General features: G+C 53.5%; 15 protein-coding genes. 10 read left to right on the top strand and 5 right to left on the bottom strand.

Features of this window, described 5'->3' with window-relative positions; genetic code table 11:
• The 4 genes from urtC (at position 1) to BM352_RS16640 (ending at position 3,901) form a co-directional block, all read left to right on the top strand.
• Positions 1–1,233 carry an urea ABC transporter permease subunit UrtC gene (gene urtC / locus BM352_RS16655; protein ID WP_090219132.1) on the top strand — a complete coding sequence of 411 codons (1,233 nt, stop codon included), beginning with the start codon at positions 1–3 and terminating at the stop codon, positions 1,231–1,233.
• Entirely contained in the window at positions 1,230–1,970 is a 741-nt protein-coding gene (urtD, locus tag BM352_RS16650) for an urea ABC transporter ATP-binding protein UrtD (RefSeq protein ID WP_090219130.1), read from the top strand. The genes urtC and urtD overlap by 4 nt, the downstream gene beginning before the upstream one ends.
• A 3-nt stretch (positions 1,971–1,973) precedes the next feature.
• Positions 1,974–2,669 carry an urea ABC transporter ATP-binding subunit UrtE gene (gene urtE / locus BM352_RS16645; RefSeq protein ID WP_090219127.1) on the top strand — a complete coding sequence of 232 codons (696 nt, stop codon included), beginning with the start codon at positions 1,974–1,976 and terminating at the stop codon, positions 2,667–2,669.
• A 368-nt stretch (positions 2,670–3,037) separates the two neighbouring features.
• Positions 3,038–3,901 carry a hypothetical protein gene (locus tag BM352_RS16640; protein WP_090219125.1) on the top strand — a complete coding sequence of 288 codons (864 nt, stop codon included), beginning with the start codon at positions 3,038–3,040 and terminating at the stop codon, positions 3,899–3,901.
• Here BM352_RS16640 and BM352_RS19315 read toward each other — a convergent pair.
• Together BM352_RS19315 and BM352_RS18845 are read right to left on the bottom strand one after the other, a co-directional pair.
• The gene (locus tag BM352_RS19315) at positions 3,861–4,232 is read right to left on the bottom strand and encodes a HipA domain-containing protein (RefSeq protein WP_090219122.1); all 372 of its coding nucleotides are present in this window, start codon (positions 4,230–4,232) and stop codon (positions 3,861–3,863) included. The two genes, BM352_RS16640 and BM352_RS19315, sit on opposite strands and share 41 nt — an antisense overlap.
• A 21-nt stretch (positions 4,233–4,253) precedes the next feature.
• Positions 4,254–4,427 (bottom strand): HipA domain-containing protein, encoded by a 174-nt coding sequence (locus tag BM352_RS18845; RefSeq protein WP_139229860.1) that lies wholly within the window; start codon positions 4,425–4,427, stop codon positions 4,254–4,256.
• 820 nt (positions 4,428–5,247) lie between these two features.
• Between BM352_RS18845 and BM352_RS18840 the strand changes: the two genes are divergently transcribed.
• Genes BM352_RS18840 through BM352_RS16620 form a run of 3 tightly spaced genes read left to right on the top strand, consistent with a single transcriptional unit; the run spans position 5,248 to position 8,057 of the window.
• Positions 5,248–5,910, top strand: coding sequence for a hypothetical protein (locus BM352_RS18840; RefSeq protein WP_139229859.1), 663 nt, complete (start codon positions 5,248–5,250; stop codon positions 5,908–5,910).
• Positions 5,911–5,923: 13 nt separating this feature from the next.
• Positions 5,924–7,024 (top strand): hypothetical protein, encoded by a 1,101-nt coding sequence (locus BM352_RS19035; RefSeq protein ID WP_175500717.1) that lies wholly within the window; start codon positions 5,924–5,926, stop codon positions 7,022–7,024.
• A complete protein-coding gene (locus BM352_RS16620) occupies positions 7,014–8,057 on the top strand; it encodes a D-alanyl-D-alanine carboxypeptidase family protein (protein WP_175500716.1) in 1,044 nt (347 codons plus the stop codon). The genes BM352_RS19035 and BM352_RS16620 overlap by 11 nt, the downstream gene beginning before the upstream one ends.
• Positions 8,058–8,113: 56 nt before the next feature.
• Here the strand turns inward: BM352_RS16620 and BM352_RS16615 are convergent, their stop codons facing one another.
• Complete coding sequence (locus tag BM352_RS16615) at positions 8,114–8,452, bottom strand: hypothetical protein (RefSeq protein ID WP_245781013.1); 339 nt, start codon at positions 8,450–8,452, stop codon at positions 8,114–8,116.
• A gap of 235 nt (positions 8,453–8,687) precedes the next feature.
• Here BM352_RS16615 and BM352_RS16610 point away from each other — a divergent pair, with 235 nt between their 5' ends.
• From BM352_RS16610 to BM352_RS16600, 3 genes are all read left to right on the top strand, one after another.
• Complete coding sequence (locus tag BM352_RS16610) at positions 8,688–8,939, top strand: helix-turn-helix domain-containing protein (protein WP_090219112.1); 252 nt, start codon at positions 8,688–8,690, stop codon at positions 8,937–8,939.
• 1 nt (position 8,940) lies between these two features.
• Positions 8,941–10,242, top strand: coding sequence for a type II toxin-antitoxin system HipA family toxin (locus BM352_RS16605; protein WP_090219109.1), 1,302 nt, complete (start codon positions 8,941–8,943; stop codon positions 10,240–10,242).
• A gap of 268 nt (positions 10,243–10,510) precedes the next feature.
• Positions 10,511–10,708: a hypothetical protein gene (locus BM352_RS16600; protein WP_090219107.1), complete on the top strand. Its 198-nt coding sequence runs from the start codon at positions 10,511–10,513 to the stop codon at positions 10,706–10,708.
• A 46-nt stretch (positions 10,709–10,754) separates the two neighbouring features.
• On the opposite strand, the gene BM352_RS16595 is transcribed toward BM352_RS16600, so the two are convergent.
• The gene (locus tag BM352_RS16595) at positions 10,755–14,072 is read right to left on the bottom strand and encodes a DUF499 domain-containing protein (protein WP_090219105.1); all 3,318 of its coding nucleotides are present in this window, start codon (positions 14,070–14,072) and stop codon (positions 10,755–10,757) included.
• Positions 14,073–14,074: 2 nt separating this feature from the next.
• Positions 14,075–16,894, bottom strand: coding sequence for a DUF1156 domain-containing protein (locus BM352_RS16590; RefSeq protein WP_245781012.1), 2,820 nt, complete (start codon positions 16,892–16,894; stop codon positions 14,075–14,077).

The raw sequence follows: 16,894 nt of genomic DNA, 5'->3' as shown, positions 1-16,894 counted from the left end.
ATGGAACGTAGCTTCATTTTTCGCAATCCTTCGGTTCTGGTGTTCTTGGGTGGCCTCGCCATCTTCACCTTGGTGGTCACTGTTATGTCGGATGCGGCAGGCGGTGGGATGATTTCGACCAGCTTCGTCAAAACTCTGGGCAAGACCTTGTGCCTTTGCCTGATCGCGATCGCGATGGACTTGGTCTGGGGCTATTGCGGCATTCTAAGCCTCGGGCATTTCGCTTTCTTCGGGTTGGGTGGCTACATGATCGGCATGTGGCTGATGTATGCGCGCACACGTGACATTGTCGTGGCCTCCTTGGCCAACAACACGCTTCCGCCAACCGATCAGGAGGTGGTGGACGCCATCGGCAACCAGATCTTCGGTGTCGTGGGCAGCAGTGACTTCCCGCTGATCTGGATGTTCGCCCATAGCTTGACGTTGCAGCTGTTGCTGGTTGTTTTGGTGCCGGGGATTTTGGCGCTGATCTTCGGCTGGCTTGCCTTCCGAAGCCGCGTGACGGGCGTTTACCTGTCTATCCTGACGCAAGCGATGACCTTGGCCTTGGCGTTGTATCTGTTCCAGAACGATAGCGGTTTGCGGGGCAATAACGGGTTGTCCGGCCTGCAGAACCTGCCGGGGGCCGATGATATTCCGCAATCCACCATCTCGCTTTGGTTTCTGTGGGCCAGCGCCTTGGCGTTGGGGCTTGGTTACCTGCTCTCTGCGTGGGTTGTTTCAGGCAAGTTCGGCAGCGTCATTCGCGGCATTCGCGATGACGAGGCGCGGGTGCGGTTCCTTGGCTATTCGGTTGAAAGCTACAAGCTGTTCATCTTTGTGCTCACCGCCGTGATCGCCGCCATCGCAGGGGCGCTTTATTATCCGCAGGCAGGCATCATCAATCCGGCAGAGCTGGCCCCAATCGCATCAATTTATTTGGCGGTTTGGGTCGCCATCGGTGGGCGAGGACGGCTCTACGGTGCGGTCATCGGCACGGCCTTCGTCAGCTTGGTCTCGACCTGGTTCACCAGTGGTCAGGTGCCCGCGCTTCCTCTTGGGTTCTACACCATCAATTGGGTGGATTGGTGGCAGGTCGTTCTGGGGCTGTCCTTTGTCTTGGTCACGTTGTTTGCGCCCAAAGGCATGGGCGGGTTGGTCGATCTTGTAACGGGGCGCATTTCGCCGTCACGTCGCGGATCGGATCTGGGTCCAGATGCCGGATCCTTGCGCGAGCAGGAGGCTGAAAAATGAGCACATTACTAGAAGTGTCAGGTGTCTCGGTCTCGTTTGACGGCTTCAAAGCCATCAACAACCTTTCATTCAGGATTGGACCCGCGGAAATGCGCGCCATTATCGGCCCGAATGGCGCTGGCAAGACAACGTTCATGGACATCATCACAGGCAAAACCCGCCCAGACGAAGGCCGCGTCATCTGGGGCGAAAAGTCGGTCTCCCTGCTCAACATGTCCGAGGCAAAAATCGCGCAGGCCGGAGTGGGCCGAAAATTCCAGCGCCCGACCGTGTTCGAAGATCAGACGGTTTTCGACAATCTGCTTCTGGCGCTGAAGAAGGACCGCAGCCCGCTATCGGTGCTGTTCTACCGCCGCTCAAACGAGGACCGCGAGAAGGTCCATAGCCTCGCCGAAGAGATCGGGCTGACCAGCCAGTTGGAGCGCAAGTCGGGCGAGCTGAGCCACGGTCAAAAGCAGTGGCTCGAAATCGGGATGCTACTGGCGCAGGAGCCGATGCTTTTGCTGGTCGACGAGCCAGCCGCCGGCATGACACCGGAAGAGCGTGAACACACGACAAGCATTCTCGTTCAGGCCGCGAAAACACGCGCAGTGGTGGTGGTTGAACATGACATGGAATTCGTGCGCCGCTTGGAGTGCCGCGTGACCGTTCTGCACGAAGGGTCGGTGCTTGCCGAAGGCAGCCTGGATCACGTAACGAAAAACCAAGACGTCATCGACGTCTATCTGGGGCGCTGAGCTATGCTAAAGGTCGAAAATCTGTCCCTGCATTACGATGGCTCGCAAATCCTCTACGACATTTCGTTCGAGGCCAATCTGGGCGAAGTGACATGCGTGATGGGCACAAACGGTGTCGGCAAAACCAGCCTGCTTAAAGCAATCTCTGGCACCCATGCGCGGTCCGGCGGAACGATCGAGCTTGACGGCCACACCATTGGGCAGGACCCCGCACATAAGCTCGCAAAGCTCGGTGTCGGGTATGTGCCGCAGGGGCGTGACGTTTTCCCGCTTCTGACGGTCAAAGAAAATCTGGAATCGGGATTCGCGTGCCTTCCTGCGTCCGAACATGTCATCCCCGACCACATTTTTGAGCTATTCCCGGTTCTCAACGAGATGTTGCAGCGGCGCGGCGGGGATTTGTCGGGCGGGCAACAGCAGCAGCTGGCAATTGCGCGCGCCCTGATCACCAAGCCGAAGCTATTATTGTTGGACGAGCCCACAGAAGGGATCCAGCCCAACATTATTCAGCAAATTGGCCGCGTGATCGCTTACCTTCGGGATCGGGGTGACATGGCGATCATCCTAGTCGAGCAGTATTTCGAGTTCGCTTATGAACACGCTGACCAATTCGTCATTATGCGACGCGGCCAAGTGACCAATGCGGGTACCAAAGCCGATATGCCGAAGGATACCGTTTTGAAATCCGTGTCGGTGTAGACACCCACGATTAAAATTATATCAAGGGGTTCTGGAAAGGGAGAGGGCCAGATGGAGCTCCCACGAACCCTTGGAGGCGAGTACCGGAATCGAACCGGTGTACACGGATTTGCAATCCAGAAAGAACGAGCTCGAAAACAATGGCTTAGGGGTGCAAAACACCCCCTGACAAAAAGTGAACAAAAAGCGAAAGTTTCAAAGCTAAATTCGCCGGTTCAAAACGAAAAAGGCCCCGTCACAGCGGCAACTGTGAACCGGGGCCAAATAGAAAAAGCCTGTCAGCTTTCGAAGTACGTTAGCATGAGCCACTACCGCTCCGCAAACGCTCAGTCGGCTTTTTCGCGACCTCTGACCGGCGAGGTGGTCCAATGAGCTGGCGCATCGCAAACGAATGCGCAGAGCGTCGCTTTGGCAGTGCCGCGCGCAAACAGATCATCATGTTTCTTGCAGACAAGGCGAGCGATGACGGCTCGGGCATCTGGTGCTCCAAAGGAACGATCCAGCGCCACACAGAGCTTAGCGAGAGCACCGTCAAACGCACCATCATCGATTTCCTGCGCGAAGGCATTTTGATCGAGACAGGGCGGCGGCACTGCAAGAACGGCTACACCGTCATTTACCGCATCGTTCTGGAGCGCGTGTCCGCGCTCGAAGCCACGGCTGAGCCCGATATTGAGACGGGGGTCACTGTGAACCCCGTCCAGCCTGAACCCAGTACGGGGGCCACGGTGAACGGGGTACGGGGTTCACGGTGGACCCCAAACCATCCTAAAACCATCCATAAACCACCTACGCGCAGGCGCGAGGCGGCGGAGGAGGTTGAAGATCTTGAAGCTGAGAAGATCTTAGCGGCCTATCCCGAGGACAGGATCCGAGACCGGCGGAGCAGTCTGCGTTTAATCTCAGCGGCTGTGAAAGCCGGTGTGGAGCCCGATGACCTGCTTCAGGCGGTCAAAGCCTATGCGAAGGAAAGCGAGGGCTATACACGCAGCAAGGTCTGCTTCTCGGACAACTGGTTCAAGATGCGCCGATGGGAAAAGGGTCTTGCCCAGATACAGGCAGACCGCGAGAAAGCGCGAGAGGCCGAAGCCAAGGGGCGTGCCAGCCTCACCGAGTGGATCCACGAGCGCCATCCCCTGTGCCGTCATATCACCAATCGGCAGATCGAGGATCTGATCGGTTTGAAGCTGGTTACGCCTGAGCAGGTGCGCGCGGTAGGGCTGCAGGCGTGAGAGTTAGTCGCCTCGGCCACCTCTGCAATGATGCGATCGGCCTCGCCGCGTTCGAGAAGATAGGGTTCATGTTGTGTGCGATGCAGGGCGATACTGGCATCCGGATTGTCATCATTGACGTAGCTTTTGAGCGTGCGTGGTTGGTTCGCACCGGATTTATGTTGTAGGTCGGTGAGAGGTGCCAGCCACCCCGCCCCCGCAGAAATCCGTGATTGCGCATATGATCATCGATGTTCGTCACGAGGATGGAAAATACCACGCGTCTGTAGAGTTCCTCTCGGTCTTGGTCGGGAGTGACGCTTTCTGAGGCGATAACATCCGCCAGGTCCAAATAGCTGTAGCTTTCACCATCTCAGCCGCCCAGCATCGCCATGGCTGAGATGAACGGGATCCTGCCGTTATCGTTCCAGTCAAACCGATGGGACAAGAAAACCGGCTTGTCGCCAGCCATCTCAAGCGTGTGATCCGAAACCGTAACTCTAGCGCCTCTTGCCAGCTCCAGTGCGATGGCCTCCCAGCGTTCCACGCAATACGTGTCCGTCTCTTTTCGGGAACTTCGCAACAGAGAGACGACCTTGTTGGTCAAGGATACTGGCCTTTGGTCGAGCGCCCCCCAAGGAACTTCTAAGGTCAAACAGCATTTTTAGATTCTCGGTCGTCTCTTCCCCGCAAAGAACGCGCTGAGAGGCATGAAGTAAATCCCCGAGGCTCACGAGCTCAGGCACTCCTATGCCCTCGTGAGCTTGAAAGTCACCATCAACCTTGAAGCGCAATGCACCCAAACGGGTTTCGTCATTAACCCCAAGCAGGTAGAACGCAATCATCCTAAATAGAAAAGTAGTTTCATTGAAGCGTTAGCGTTTCTTCAATTTGGGAGTGCTGACGTAAATATAGTGTGGTGGCTTCAGGAACTAAATAATGGTCCGTCAGGGCAAAAAAGGCGACTATGTTCCTCAAGCGGGCGATCTAGCAGATGTGCAACTATTAATTGATTAAATCAAACCTAATGTGCAATGTTTAGCTGTATTGCTTGGAGGGCGATAAAGCCAGCCCCTCAATTTTTTACTAATTTTTGGGTGGTCGCTATGATTTTTCGAACAATTTTCGCTGTTTGTGTATTTGGATTGGTCGCTGCGTGCGAAGATTTGCAAAAGGACTTGGATGCCGCACTCGGAGCGCCGCACTATACACTTTGTGGCGGTGGGACGAGTAGGTGTTGTGATGCGACTGATGGACGCCTCATTGATGGTGGGACTCGTTTAGGTCACTTCTGTGCCTCATCGACTACGGAATGTCGAACCCGAGCAACTGAGGTGTTTCCAGATGCACTTGACCTGCGAACAGATATGCTTAGCGAGACTCAGCGTAACGAAGACTATCTAGATTGTCGGCCTGTCAAGCAGGCTGGATTGCTTGAACAATCTCCCGCTTCTCCTTCAATCAGGTTTGCTTTCGCGCTGCATACACTGCGCAGCGAATACGAAGCTGGCACAGTACGTATTTACCGTGCTGATACTAGCCTTCCGCTCAGCGACCCTTACCAGTGCAAAAGCCATTGTGAAGCCAACAACGCATTTTGTAACGAGACAAACCTAGAAGGGGAGGCCGACACCTTTCAGTCTCTAATGGAGGAGATTGAAAGTGTTGGGCCGAACGGTGTTCTTCCAAAATCGACAGTCATGGAGCTATTTGACCAAGAGGTCGATGACTGTGGCCGAGGGGACATCTTTTTTGAAGGCAATACAGTACGAAACGCTGGGGAGGAAAATTGTGTCGCCCAGATTGGTCAGGGGGACGACCAGATTTCACTTTTATTTGCCAAAGATTTTTCAGCGTCGGTTTCCCGTGAAGATGGCATTAATTTCACAATAGACCCGCAAATGTCACCCGTAGTTATTGAACATAGCGACCAAACCTCGCTTTTAAATGGCAACCTCACCTTTGTGGGTATGGAGGATGCTTCGATTACTGTAAGAATAGGAGACCACTGCATTGCTTCCAATTTTTAGTAGAAGAATTTTCTTGGCACTTGGTTTGTCAGCAATCACTACGTCAACCGTTGCCGAAGAATTTCAGTTCATGGCCGATTGGCAAACTATGGTTGATGGCCCAAAGATGATGTCTGACCACATTGAGGGGCTTGATGCGTCAACTGCGCCGTTTCAGCTTCTGTATATTCAAACGCGCTTTTTTAACCAAGGTACGCTCTCAGACGGCGTCACAGAAATTGACACGACTCGAATGGAAATTAGCCTAGTTGCTCGCATGAAAGATGGCGGTGCGCAGCTTGCAGACGAGATACGTCCTTATATGCCCAGACCTGGGTGCAACGATAGTAACAGTATTTCCGCCAATTTTGACCATAATTTTTCCGGAGATTTAGACCTGCGGTCTAACCAAAACCGCACTATCACATACCAGGCAGTTGCACGTGGCACAGAGAGAGCTTGCGACTGGCCGAAGCCAACCTACGGAACCTGGAGAAAGAACTTCTCGTTGCAGTACTCCATTGCCCTTTCAAACGGCTTCCTTTCGTTCACTCCAAATGTAGACGCTGGGGCAACGATTATTAACACTAGAACAGCAGGAAAAATTGGGCGGGAAGCCTTACGAATTTTAGACCAGCTTGCATCAATTGGTAACGGTAGTGTTCTGGTCCCAAACCCAGAGCGGGACGCGGCACAGATGGATGTTTCGATAGCTAATCGAATTTCTCGGCTGAACGAGGTGTTGTCTGGACAAGGGCTAACACTGCCAGAAGAAGGATTTTTCGCCGAAGGTGGAGAATTTTTTGATATTTCGACGAAATTTTCATGGTCGGACACAAGCCGTTTCTATCGAGACCATATAACGACTGATAGTTGTGGGCGCGTATCTGAGTCCAGCCAATATTTTGTTCGGTTTGACTATACTACACCGGAACCAATATCGGCGAAATTAGCGAACAATCTTTCGAAGAATTTGATTGAGTATTTAGGCGCCTACGAAATTGGTAATGGTCACGTCCCTGGGTTGGCTTTGGCCGCCGATGGGAATCGCTCCGAAACATATTGCAGGCCTCCGCAAGCTGGCTCTGGCTGCTTTCGGACGTCCAACGGATATGAGTGTCGGATTGAGCCGTGATGACATGAGTTTACATCCCAAGGCTCAATTGGCGTTTGATGCGGCCAATGCTACGTTTGCGACTGTGACCAACAAACCCGATGCTAAGATTCAATTGACCAGCTCAGTTCGGACGGTTTCGAAGCAATTTGAACTGTACATCGGCTATCTTCGTTTCAAATATTTTGGTGCTAGCAAACCTTTTGCACCAGCAAATAGACCTGGAACATCAAACCATGAGTATGGTTTGGCGGTAGACATAAAGCTTGGTCAATCAAACGAGGAAGAAGCAAGACAAGCCTTGACCGCCAACGGCTGGGTTTTGCACAAGAACCCGAACGATCCCTGGCACTACGACTGCTCTGGAATCAAGGAGTGGGGAGAAATCCAAGCGCAAATCAAGAAAGTACGAGACACAGCATCGCAGGACTTTGTTGTGCTCTTTGACCCTTATTTGAAGAGCGAGCAGGAGTTGAATGAAGGCTGGCCTGATAGGCAAGCTATGCTGAGTGCTCTTAATGCAGCACAACGGACATATTCCGAATTGGTGCAGCGTGAAAAGACGATGAAGGGCCAAGAGATCAAGTTAGAGCGCAACATCGTGCAGGCCCAAGACAAGCTGGCGAAGGAAACGGAACGTTGCAGAAAGTTCAAAGTTGAGCGTGTCGAAGGTTATGAATACACTTTGTGTCCAAATAGGAATCCATTGCCTCAATGTACAGGTGATGAGCACCTTCCGTTCAGGAATCGGTACTTGAAGGAAAGGAAGCGCCGGGAGGATAGGCTGCGGCTCTGGGAGCAAAAAATTCAGAGGGGCAAGCAAGTACTGGAACGCGACAAACAGCAGCTAGAAGATTTAAGAAAGAGCTTAGCTCAGTTGGCAGTGAAATTGCCGCCTGCAAAGGCTGACTTCGACAGCAAGAAACGCGCATATAATGCTAAGTTAGAAACATTCAAAGGGGACGTGGAAAAAGTCGAAGACTTTGAATCTAAACAAAACGATAGAATAGCTGGCCTCCAAAAAGTCGTTGATGCGACCATTGCGCTTTGGTGACTTAAAGCTCCTAACGCGCAGTCACATGCTAGCAATAGTATGTAGACCAAAAGTCATCACGCCTGCAGCCCCGCCGCACGCACTTGCTCAGGCGTCACCAGCTTTAACACGATCAAGTCCTCGATCTGCCGGTTGGTGATATGGCGGCACAGGGGATGGCGCTCGTGAATCCACTCGGCGAGGCTGGCGCGACCTTTGGCTTCGGCTTCTCGTGCCTTCTTTCGGTCGGCCCATATCTGGGCAAGCCATTTCTCCCATCGGCGCATCTTGAACCAGTTGTCTGAAAAACAGACTTTGCTGCGGGTGTAGTAGCCCTCGCTTTCCTTGGCGTGGGCTTTGACCGCCTGCAGCAGGTCATCGGGTTCCACTCCGGCCTTCACGGCGGCTGCGATCATCCTCGGCGAATTTTCCTGTTGAAGCGGTGCTCACACCGCGTCTTGCATGACTGCCCGCTTATGGCTCAATTTGAGATAGGGTTGTCGTTATGTCAGAAACGGCACTGTTTTCTGAGATACGGCCCATATTGGAGTTGCCGCTTATGGTCTTTGGGTCATATATCTTAATTATGACTTGAGAATCATATTGACATATTATGATCTAAAGGTCATATTGGGTGATGGGAGAATAGTCATGAAGCACCTCGTTCGCACGTCAAAAAATTTGGGCCACGCAATTCGCGAGGCTCGGAAAGCCAAGAACCTGACCCAGAAGGAGCTCGCCTCGATGAGTGGTGTCTGGCAGGAGACGATTTCCAAGATCGAGAACGGCAGCGGGGGCACCAAACTGGAAACGCTATTTGATTTGATCGCGGCCTTGGATCTTGAGATCATGGTGACCGAGCGCAGCAAAGGCGCATCAGACGGGCTTGAGGATATATTCTGACATGGGTCGCAAGCGCAGCTATACGCCACTGAACGTCTTTCTTAACTCGCGGCTCGTGGGTCAGTTGGTCCGTGAACCTTCTGGCGGCGTCAGCTTCAGCTATGCACCAGCTTGGCTCGACTGGGAACACCGGATGCCGGTGTCTTTGTCGTTGCCATTGCAAGAGACCCGCTACAGCGGCGCACCTGTGATGGCCGTCTTTGACAACCTGTTGCCCGACAGTGACCTCATCCGCCGAAGGGTCGCGGAACGTGTGGGGGCCGAGGGCGTAGATGCCTTCAGCTTGCTGTCCCAAATCGGGCGGGACTGCATCGGCGCGCTTCAGTTTCTGCCTGATGGGCAAGAGCCCCAGCCAATGTCTGAGTTGACTGGTGAACCTCTTGACGAGGCGCGGATTGGGGCCATTTTGAACGAGCTCGACCTCGCACCACTGGGAATCCGCCGTGAGAACGACTTCCGAATTTCTGTCGCTGGCGCACAGGAAAAAACGGCCCTTCTTCGTAAAGATGGCCAGTGGATTGAGCCAACCGGTACGACGCCAACCACCCACATCATCAAGCCCCAAATCGGTAGGCTACCCAACGGCATGGACCTGTCCGACAGCGTTGAAAACGAATACTTGTGCCTGAAGCTGATGGAAGCGTTTGGGCTTAGAGCTGCAAATGTCGAAATGGCTCAGTTTGGCGACAAGAAAGCCTTGGTGGTTGAGCGTTTTGATCGGCGCTGGACGTCAGATGGCCGCTTGATCCGTCTGCCGCAGGAAGATTGCTGCCAAGCGCTATCTGTTGTGCCTACGCAAAAGTACCAGAACGAAGGCGGCCCAGGTATCTCTGACATCATGGAACTCTTGTTGGGTAGCGACGATCCCAACAAAGACCGGTACGATTTTTTTAAATCCAACGTTCTGTTCTGGCTGCTGGGTGCGACAGATGGCCATGGTAAGAACTTCAGCGTCAGCCTTTTGCCTGGCGGCCGTTTCCGCATGACACCGCTCTACGACGTTCTGACGGTGCAACCGACAGTCGACGCCCGGCAGATCGAGCGGAAATACTTCAAACTGGCCATGAACTTCGGCAACTCGAACCACTACAAGGTTTCGAATATCGTGGGCCGCCACATCGTGGAGACCGGCGTGCAATCCGGCTTGTCCCGCGCAGTCGTGCAGGGCCTGTTCGAAGAACTACAGGAGACCTCGCACGCGATCATTGAGGCCACGTTCAATCAGCTTCCAGAGTGTTTCCCAGAGGCGTTGCTTGCTTCGATCGACGGTGCGCTTAAGGCTAGATTGGACCTGTTGAACTAAAGCTGGTTGCGCTTGCTTGGTGCCAAGATGCGTCTTTTCGATGGTAGAGGACTTCAGTCAGGTTGTCGTAGCCGACTCAGATCCTCAATGCCGCGTTTCTGATTGCTGAACATAAGCGGGCAGCCGTGCGAGACGCGGCGCAAGCACCACTTCAACAATAAAATTCCCCTGCGCCAGCGCATTCCTCGCGAGGCAATCTTCTCGCTGACAGCCCCTTGGTGCCAGCTTTGGTCATGTTCATCGAAACACTCAAAGTGAGGATCAAAAAATGGCTACTCAAATTCTGAAACTGAACGTCAAATCCGGCGAAAAAGACGGCAAGAACTTTTGGGACCGCTGCGGCGTTCTCTTCGTCAACACCGACGACAGCGGCAACATCACGTCGATCAACGTCAAACACAGCATGTTCCCCGATGTCGAGATGGTCGCATTCCCGCGCCGTGACGACGATCCGGTCACCGAGTGACCTCAGCGCCAAGGCGGGTTTCCCGCCCTGGCTTACTGGCAACACTTCACTTGATTTGCTTATCGATAAACCCAAGCGTATTGGCGTTCTCGATCAAAGTTCGCGTTTTCGCGCGGTCCAGCCCGGACGGCACCTCGGCGTCGATTTCGAGCTTTAGTGTAACCTCGGCATTCGGGATCGTAGTAAGCTGCTCAACGATAGCTTCAATGATCTGCGCCATATCCCTTGAAGGCCGATCCGAGGAGAGCATGACAGTTCCTAGGAATCGTGTAGGTTCTCGTTCTGGCGTCGCAGGTGCCGGTCCAGTTGCAGTTGGATTGGCACCAACAGTGGATATGGCCGCCGCCGGACTACTTGCAGATGCCGGACTATCGTTAACTGGGGTAACAGATGGTTTTGGTCTGTTGGCTTCAGCGATCTCTTTCTTGATGATGACAGCTTCATTGTCGATCGCGACCAGCGCCATCGAACTTTTTTCTATAGCAATCCCAACGTATTCTTCAGACGTTTCATCCCATCGTTCGGCGTAGGCAAATGGCCCGGGAATCATCCCACCAACCGAAGCCTGAACTCCCCTAATCAAGGTGTCTCGCCCTTTGAGCCTTGGGAGATAGGTGTATCTGTTCAAATACTCCCAAACCTGACCAAGGCTAAGATGAGGCTTGCCATTCCAAATGTATTTTTCCAACTCTCTGTTGAGTCTTTCGGGACCGATCTCTGGCAAGAGTGCTTCGTCACTGACAAGCTTCTTGCTTGCCCTGCCCAATACCCCGTCCTGCGCGGATATCCGGGTCGTGGTGAACGCCACATCAGTCTGAGCCGTATCTTGATAGGGGTAGATTAGATACGCCCATGTTTCCTTCAACCTTGTGCTAACAGTGTCCTGCGCCTCTTTTGCTTTGTCTTTGGAAAGAGCAATATCGCTGCTCTTGAGGTCAAGCCGCCCGTTGTCGGTATCTCTCATGATACCAGTCCAAGCCAGAGCTGCGCGCATCGCATCTTTGAGACTTTCGAGCTGACGGTTGTCCGCTGCGATAAAGACCAAAGTGTTTCTGTAGACGCGAGGCGTGTTTCCCCGCTGAAGAAGAATATCCTTACACTCTGCCATTGCGTCTGAACCGTCACGGCCGTTGTGTGGATGATCTACCCCCAGCACGACAGCTCTTACGCCTCCGGGGTCATCCGGCACTTCGCCAGAACTATCCGGCGCAACTTGGACTGTCTCAAAGTGCCCACGATCCCCTATTGAATTGATATATTTTCCAAGGGCTTTATCAATTTCAACAAGTACGAGAGCTTCTTCGAGCTGGCCAGCCCGATCAGCGGCCATTCGGTTCAAGCTGGGCGACGTTGAATACCAATATCGTCCAAGGTCGCCATGCATGAATTTTGCCTGGTTTGTCATGCGGCGAAGGGCGTCGCCAAATATCGCTACTTTTTCACCAGGTTGTACAACGCCAAGGTTGATCTGTTTGTCGTCCAAGCCTTTGTTCTCTTGCCCTTCCATCGGAGCAGTTCCCATAAACACCGTTCGCGCAACACGTCGGGTGGCCGAATACCGGTTCAGGTTCGGGGCTGATTGGTCGATTTTGTAAGGCGTGGAATTCGCACCGTCGATATCCCCGGCGATGATCGACTGCCATGAAACATCAAGGTAATGCAGCAGTTCCGGTTCAACCCGTGCGGAACTGATTGCAACACTGCCGGGCATGATCATCACTGAAGGATCGTTAGACATCCAAAGTTCGTGGATCACCTGCGCCATCAGCCGCAAAACACCGCGCGTTCTCTGGAACCTCTCCAGCGAACCCCATGCAGTGAAAAGATGGTCGAACAGATCTGGGTGGATCGGATAGGCCTTAGCAAGTTTGCGTCGGTAGTCTTCATCTGCACATCCTTGCGGGAAGTCATTTGGATTTTCTCGATACAGCTTTGCAAACTGCTTCAGGGTGTTGTCCCGGTGCATGTATTTGTCGCTTGGGATTTCCTTGAAGAGCCGACGCCGGACGATCTCGTAGCTCTCTTCTTGCGATGCTGGCCGCCACGAGCTTTCTACGCGGCTGAACGTCTGCTTCAAACGGGCCAATGCCTGATGCCCGCCTTCGCCACCGACTTCGATCTGTGACGCAGGGAGCGATGCAACAAGCAGTGTCATCGGGGATGCTTTCACAGCCTCTGTCAAAGCCTGAACAAACGTTAAGTTTGCATCGAATGAACCCGACGGAAGGTCGTCCACACGGTAGATCTGGCGGAGGTAAGCAACCCATTCGTCGATCAGGATCAGGTTTGGTCCTGTTTGACGAAATAGCTCCTCCAACAGGTTTGAACCCGGCGCTGTCCCTCTTTCGTCATCATCAGCAACCAGTGCATAGCCTTCTTCACCGCCCAACTGGAACGCCAACTCGCCCCATGTTGTCCGGATCGGTCGCCCGTAGTCGCGCGTCCTCTTGTCCACATTTGCAGGCCCATAAGATGTGCCCACTAGCACAGCTCGGTTCACCTTGTCGGGCACAACCAACCCTGCGCCACTCAATAACTGGTCCAGCCCCGGCAAGTCCTGTGCCTTTGTGCCACCGACCATATGGTAAAGCGCCAACATCGAGTGGGTCTTGCCGCCACCAAAGTTGGTCTGCAATTCGACCACTGGATCGCCGCCCTTACCGCACAGGCGTTTTGCTGCTCCTAACAGCAATGTACTTAGTCCATCTGTCAGATAGGTCCGCGCGAAAAACTCGGAGGGGTCTTTGTATTCGGACGGCGCACTACCGTTGTGAACCTTCGCCAGATCAGCAGCAAACTCGGCCTGCTGGAACTCACCTGTTGCTACGTCTTGATGCGGCTCGACCACTTCACGCCAAGGCAATAACCCGGCGTAAGTTTCAACAGAAATGTCATTGGCCTTCGTTTGACGTCGCTCTTCATTCCGCCGCAGCTCTTCGAATTTCACGCGTAGGATCGCATCGCGGGCGTTACCGACCTTCTCGGCGGCATCACCAGCGCTGACTGCTTCTAAAAGCCTCCGCATTGAGTCCAGTGCTCGCTCTGCATCGTCATAGGTGAACTTACCGTCATGGGCCCACTTGTGGCGGACCTCCAGCACTTCGTTGACTAGAGCGCGATGGGTTCGATCCAACGTTGCGCGGAACGCATCGTTCCAGAACCGGTCCATGATCTGCAACAGCTTCATGGTATCTAGCGTCGTCTTATCACCGCCCTGAATCTTCAAGTGCGGGAATGCTTCCATCAGCCGTTTTGGGGCTTCATCGCCCAGGGCGGCCTGCAAACAGCGCAGCACATAGGGTTGCAGCGCAGGCTGCATGTATTCCATCGCGTCGTTGATGTACTGTCGGGTGCTTTTTGCCATTGTCAGAGATCCATCCGCGCTTGGCGGTTCTTATCGGTGAGAGTGATTGTCGCGGCTTGGCGGGTGAGTTCAGGCCAGACGGCGATCAGCCCGTTGTAGGCCGTCGCCTCTTTGGCATCCTGTCGTTTGTTCGCGCAGACATCGTAGAGGTAGTAGGCGAGGTCTTTGACCATCTCGGCCTTATCGCCTCCAAGCTTTTTGAGCAGTTCAGCGGCGGCGTACTCGCCATCGTTTTCCAACGCACGGATTAGATACTGGCAGGCTTCCCAGACGGTCAAATGATCATCGGTTTCGGGGTCCCAATCCGGGTCCAACTCGTCCCGTTTCAGGATACGGACCTTACCTGCACTGCTTTCGATGATGCCAGCGTGTTTCACGCTCTCGACTGAGATACCACGGGCGCGGGCGAGGTTGTCAGCGGCACCATATTCGCTTTTGCCCAATCCATGCTGCTCGAACCATGTCGCGGCAAAGCGAGTGTCAGGGTCCAGGTCACCGTGCAGGTCGTTAAGAAACTCATCGAGCTGCGCGTTGATTAATTGTAGCGCTGTCTTGACGCTCATTGGGGTGTCGTCGGCCTCCAGAACTACAGCGTAGCGAGAGAACACGCCCATGCCGGGGCCAATGGCCGATTGTGGCATGTCGGCGGGTGAAACGTTGGCGGCTTGCAGTTCTGAGATTGCAGGGGGGAGTTCCCGTTTCAGAGTGCGCAAAAATTCTGCCCGCGTGATGGTGTCGGCAGTCGCTCCCTTCTTACGACAGACAAGAACTACCGAGTTGGCGAGGGCATTGGTGCCAGACGCAATCATTCGATTAGCTAGCTCTGTGCGAACAGGCCAAGTTCCGACAACCGAGAAGCCAGCGTTAATTACGGCTTGTAAGAATGTTGCCCACCCAGTTGAGCTAATCCCTTCTGCTTTAATTTCGCTCTGCTTAAACGCATAATAAATGGTCGCCGGAAATCCATCCGGCGAAACTGCGGCCATCCGCGAGATTGCTTCAGTCATGCCTGAAAGGAAATATTCCTCAGCTTCAGACTTGCCACCATGTCGATATGGAGCTGCAATCAATTCGTCTGTTTTCGGAGTTGCAATCAAGCCAAATATATCTGGATATGTCTCGCCGCAGATCTTTTTTAACCAGACGTAGAAGAAGTCAGATAGGTCAGCATATCCAATATTATCATAGTAGGGCGGATCGGTCGAAATCACGCAGTCGAAACCCGGATTAATATGGCGGGCATCTATCTGATTCACTGAACCGATATTGGAGGCATTACTGATAACTCCTTTGGAAGTGTAATCTAGTGAATTATGAAAACTTCCCGATTGTGTTGAAAATGGATTGGTCTCCGTGAAATCCCAAGTCATGGCTATTGCTTGGCGAGAGAAAGTATTTCTTGTTTTTGTTCCCCATGTCGGCCCACCTGCATCCCAGGTACAGATTGTGCTCATTCGATCCGCTTGACTGCTAACAACAAAAGCGAGGTAGGTTGCTAACGCATCAGTGTAAGCCGCAGCGCCTAGTCCACCCTCCCTTAAACGCTTCGAGTCATTGTTCTTGAAGGCATCCTGAGCGGGCTTCATAGCTATCGTTTGAACCTCTTGAACAAGGTCACTGAAGGTGTTCAGGGCAACTAGTTGGCGGGACAAGAAAAGATCACCGTAAGTATCGAGACCATAATTCGAGACGTTGACGCGTGTCTTGCCATGCAGTTTTGTGTCTGGCCTCCAGTCTGCCTTAACTGATCTTGCCAACTTCTCATGTTCTAAGCTCGGATCCAAAAATATTCGGCCGCGGGGGCCTTCAGCGACCACAGCGATCAATACGTCCTTCAGCGTGCCATCTTGACCCGATTTCCGAATGTAGTCGTACGAAATAGGCGCTCTAGATAACTGGCAGATGAACCCAAGCCTTTTACCCGCCGCAGAGCCAGATTTTGCTTTTTCAATTTCCTCTTTTGTTCCTCCAAACCGGATGCGGAACGAGATTTTTTTGTCAGCTTTCGATACTACAGGCTCAACCCAAGCTTCTTGGCCTTTTTTAGCACTCAACAAAAACGTTGACGCGAGCGGCACGTGTACGTCTGCATATGCTGGGTCTGGGCTTGGCACTGTTCGTGCCCAAATCCATGCAATCACGGTTGCTTCACCACCGCCTTGCGCTTCGGGCAAATCTATTTTTGGAAAGAGGTGCCCAATCCGCTTGTAGGCTTCTTCGCGCATCCACGCGCCATAATACCGGACATCCTCGGCTAGCCCTTCAGCATTCTTATATTCCCCAAATCCACGCTCTTTCTCACCGGGATGGATCGGGGACATATCTTTGAACTTGGGCGGTATCTCGATCATCGCCTTGCCAATCATCACAGCTACCGGGTTCAAGTCAGACCCGTAGGCAGGCAACCCGAGCCGCTGCGCCTCCAGCGGGATCGACCCACCGCCCGAGAACGGGTCATAGACCGGCGGCAGCTTGCCATCGCAAGAGCGCATGATCTCGTTGCGGGCGCGGGTCAGCACTTCTTCGTTGGTGGAATTCTCCCACTTCACCAGATCCTCAATGATTGCGAACAACCGCTTGCGCTCAGCTTCCACCGCCTCGTCGGTCGGGAACTTGTCCGGGTGGCTGGATGGATCATCGACAAGCTGCGCAAACAGCACCGCGCGACACGCCGCCAAAGGCCTGCGCGCCCACCACAGATGCAAGGTAGAAGGATGCCCATGCCGGATCGACTTCTCCCGCGCTGAGGCTGCATTGATCGCCTCCAACGGAATGGCGACCTCTATCAGTTTTTTCTTGTACTCAATGCCGCCGCTTTGCAC

The organism is Litoreibacter janthinus (assembly GCF_900111945.1).
Lineage (GTDB): Bacteria > Pseudomonadota > Alphaproteobacteria > Rhodobacterales > Rhodobacteraceae > Litoreibacter > Litoreibacter janthinus.
The sequence above is the reverse complement of the archived record's forward strand: the minus strand, read 5'-3'. Positions and strand labels throughout refer to the sequence as shown.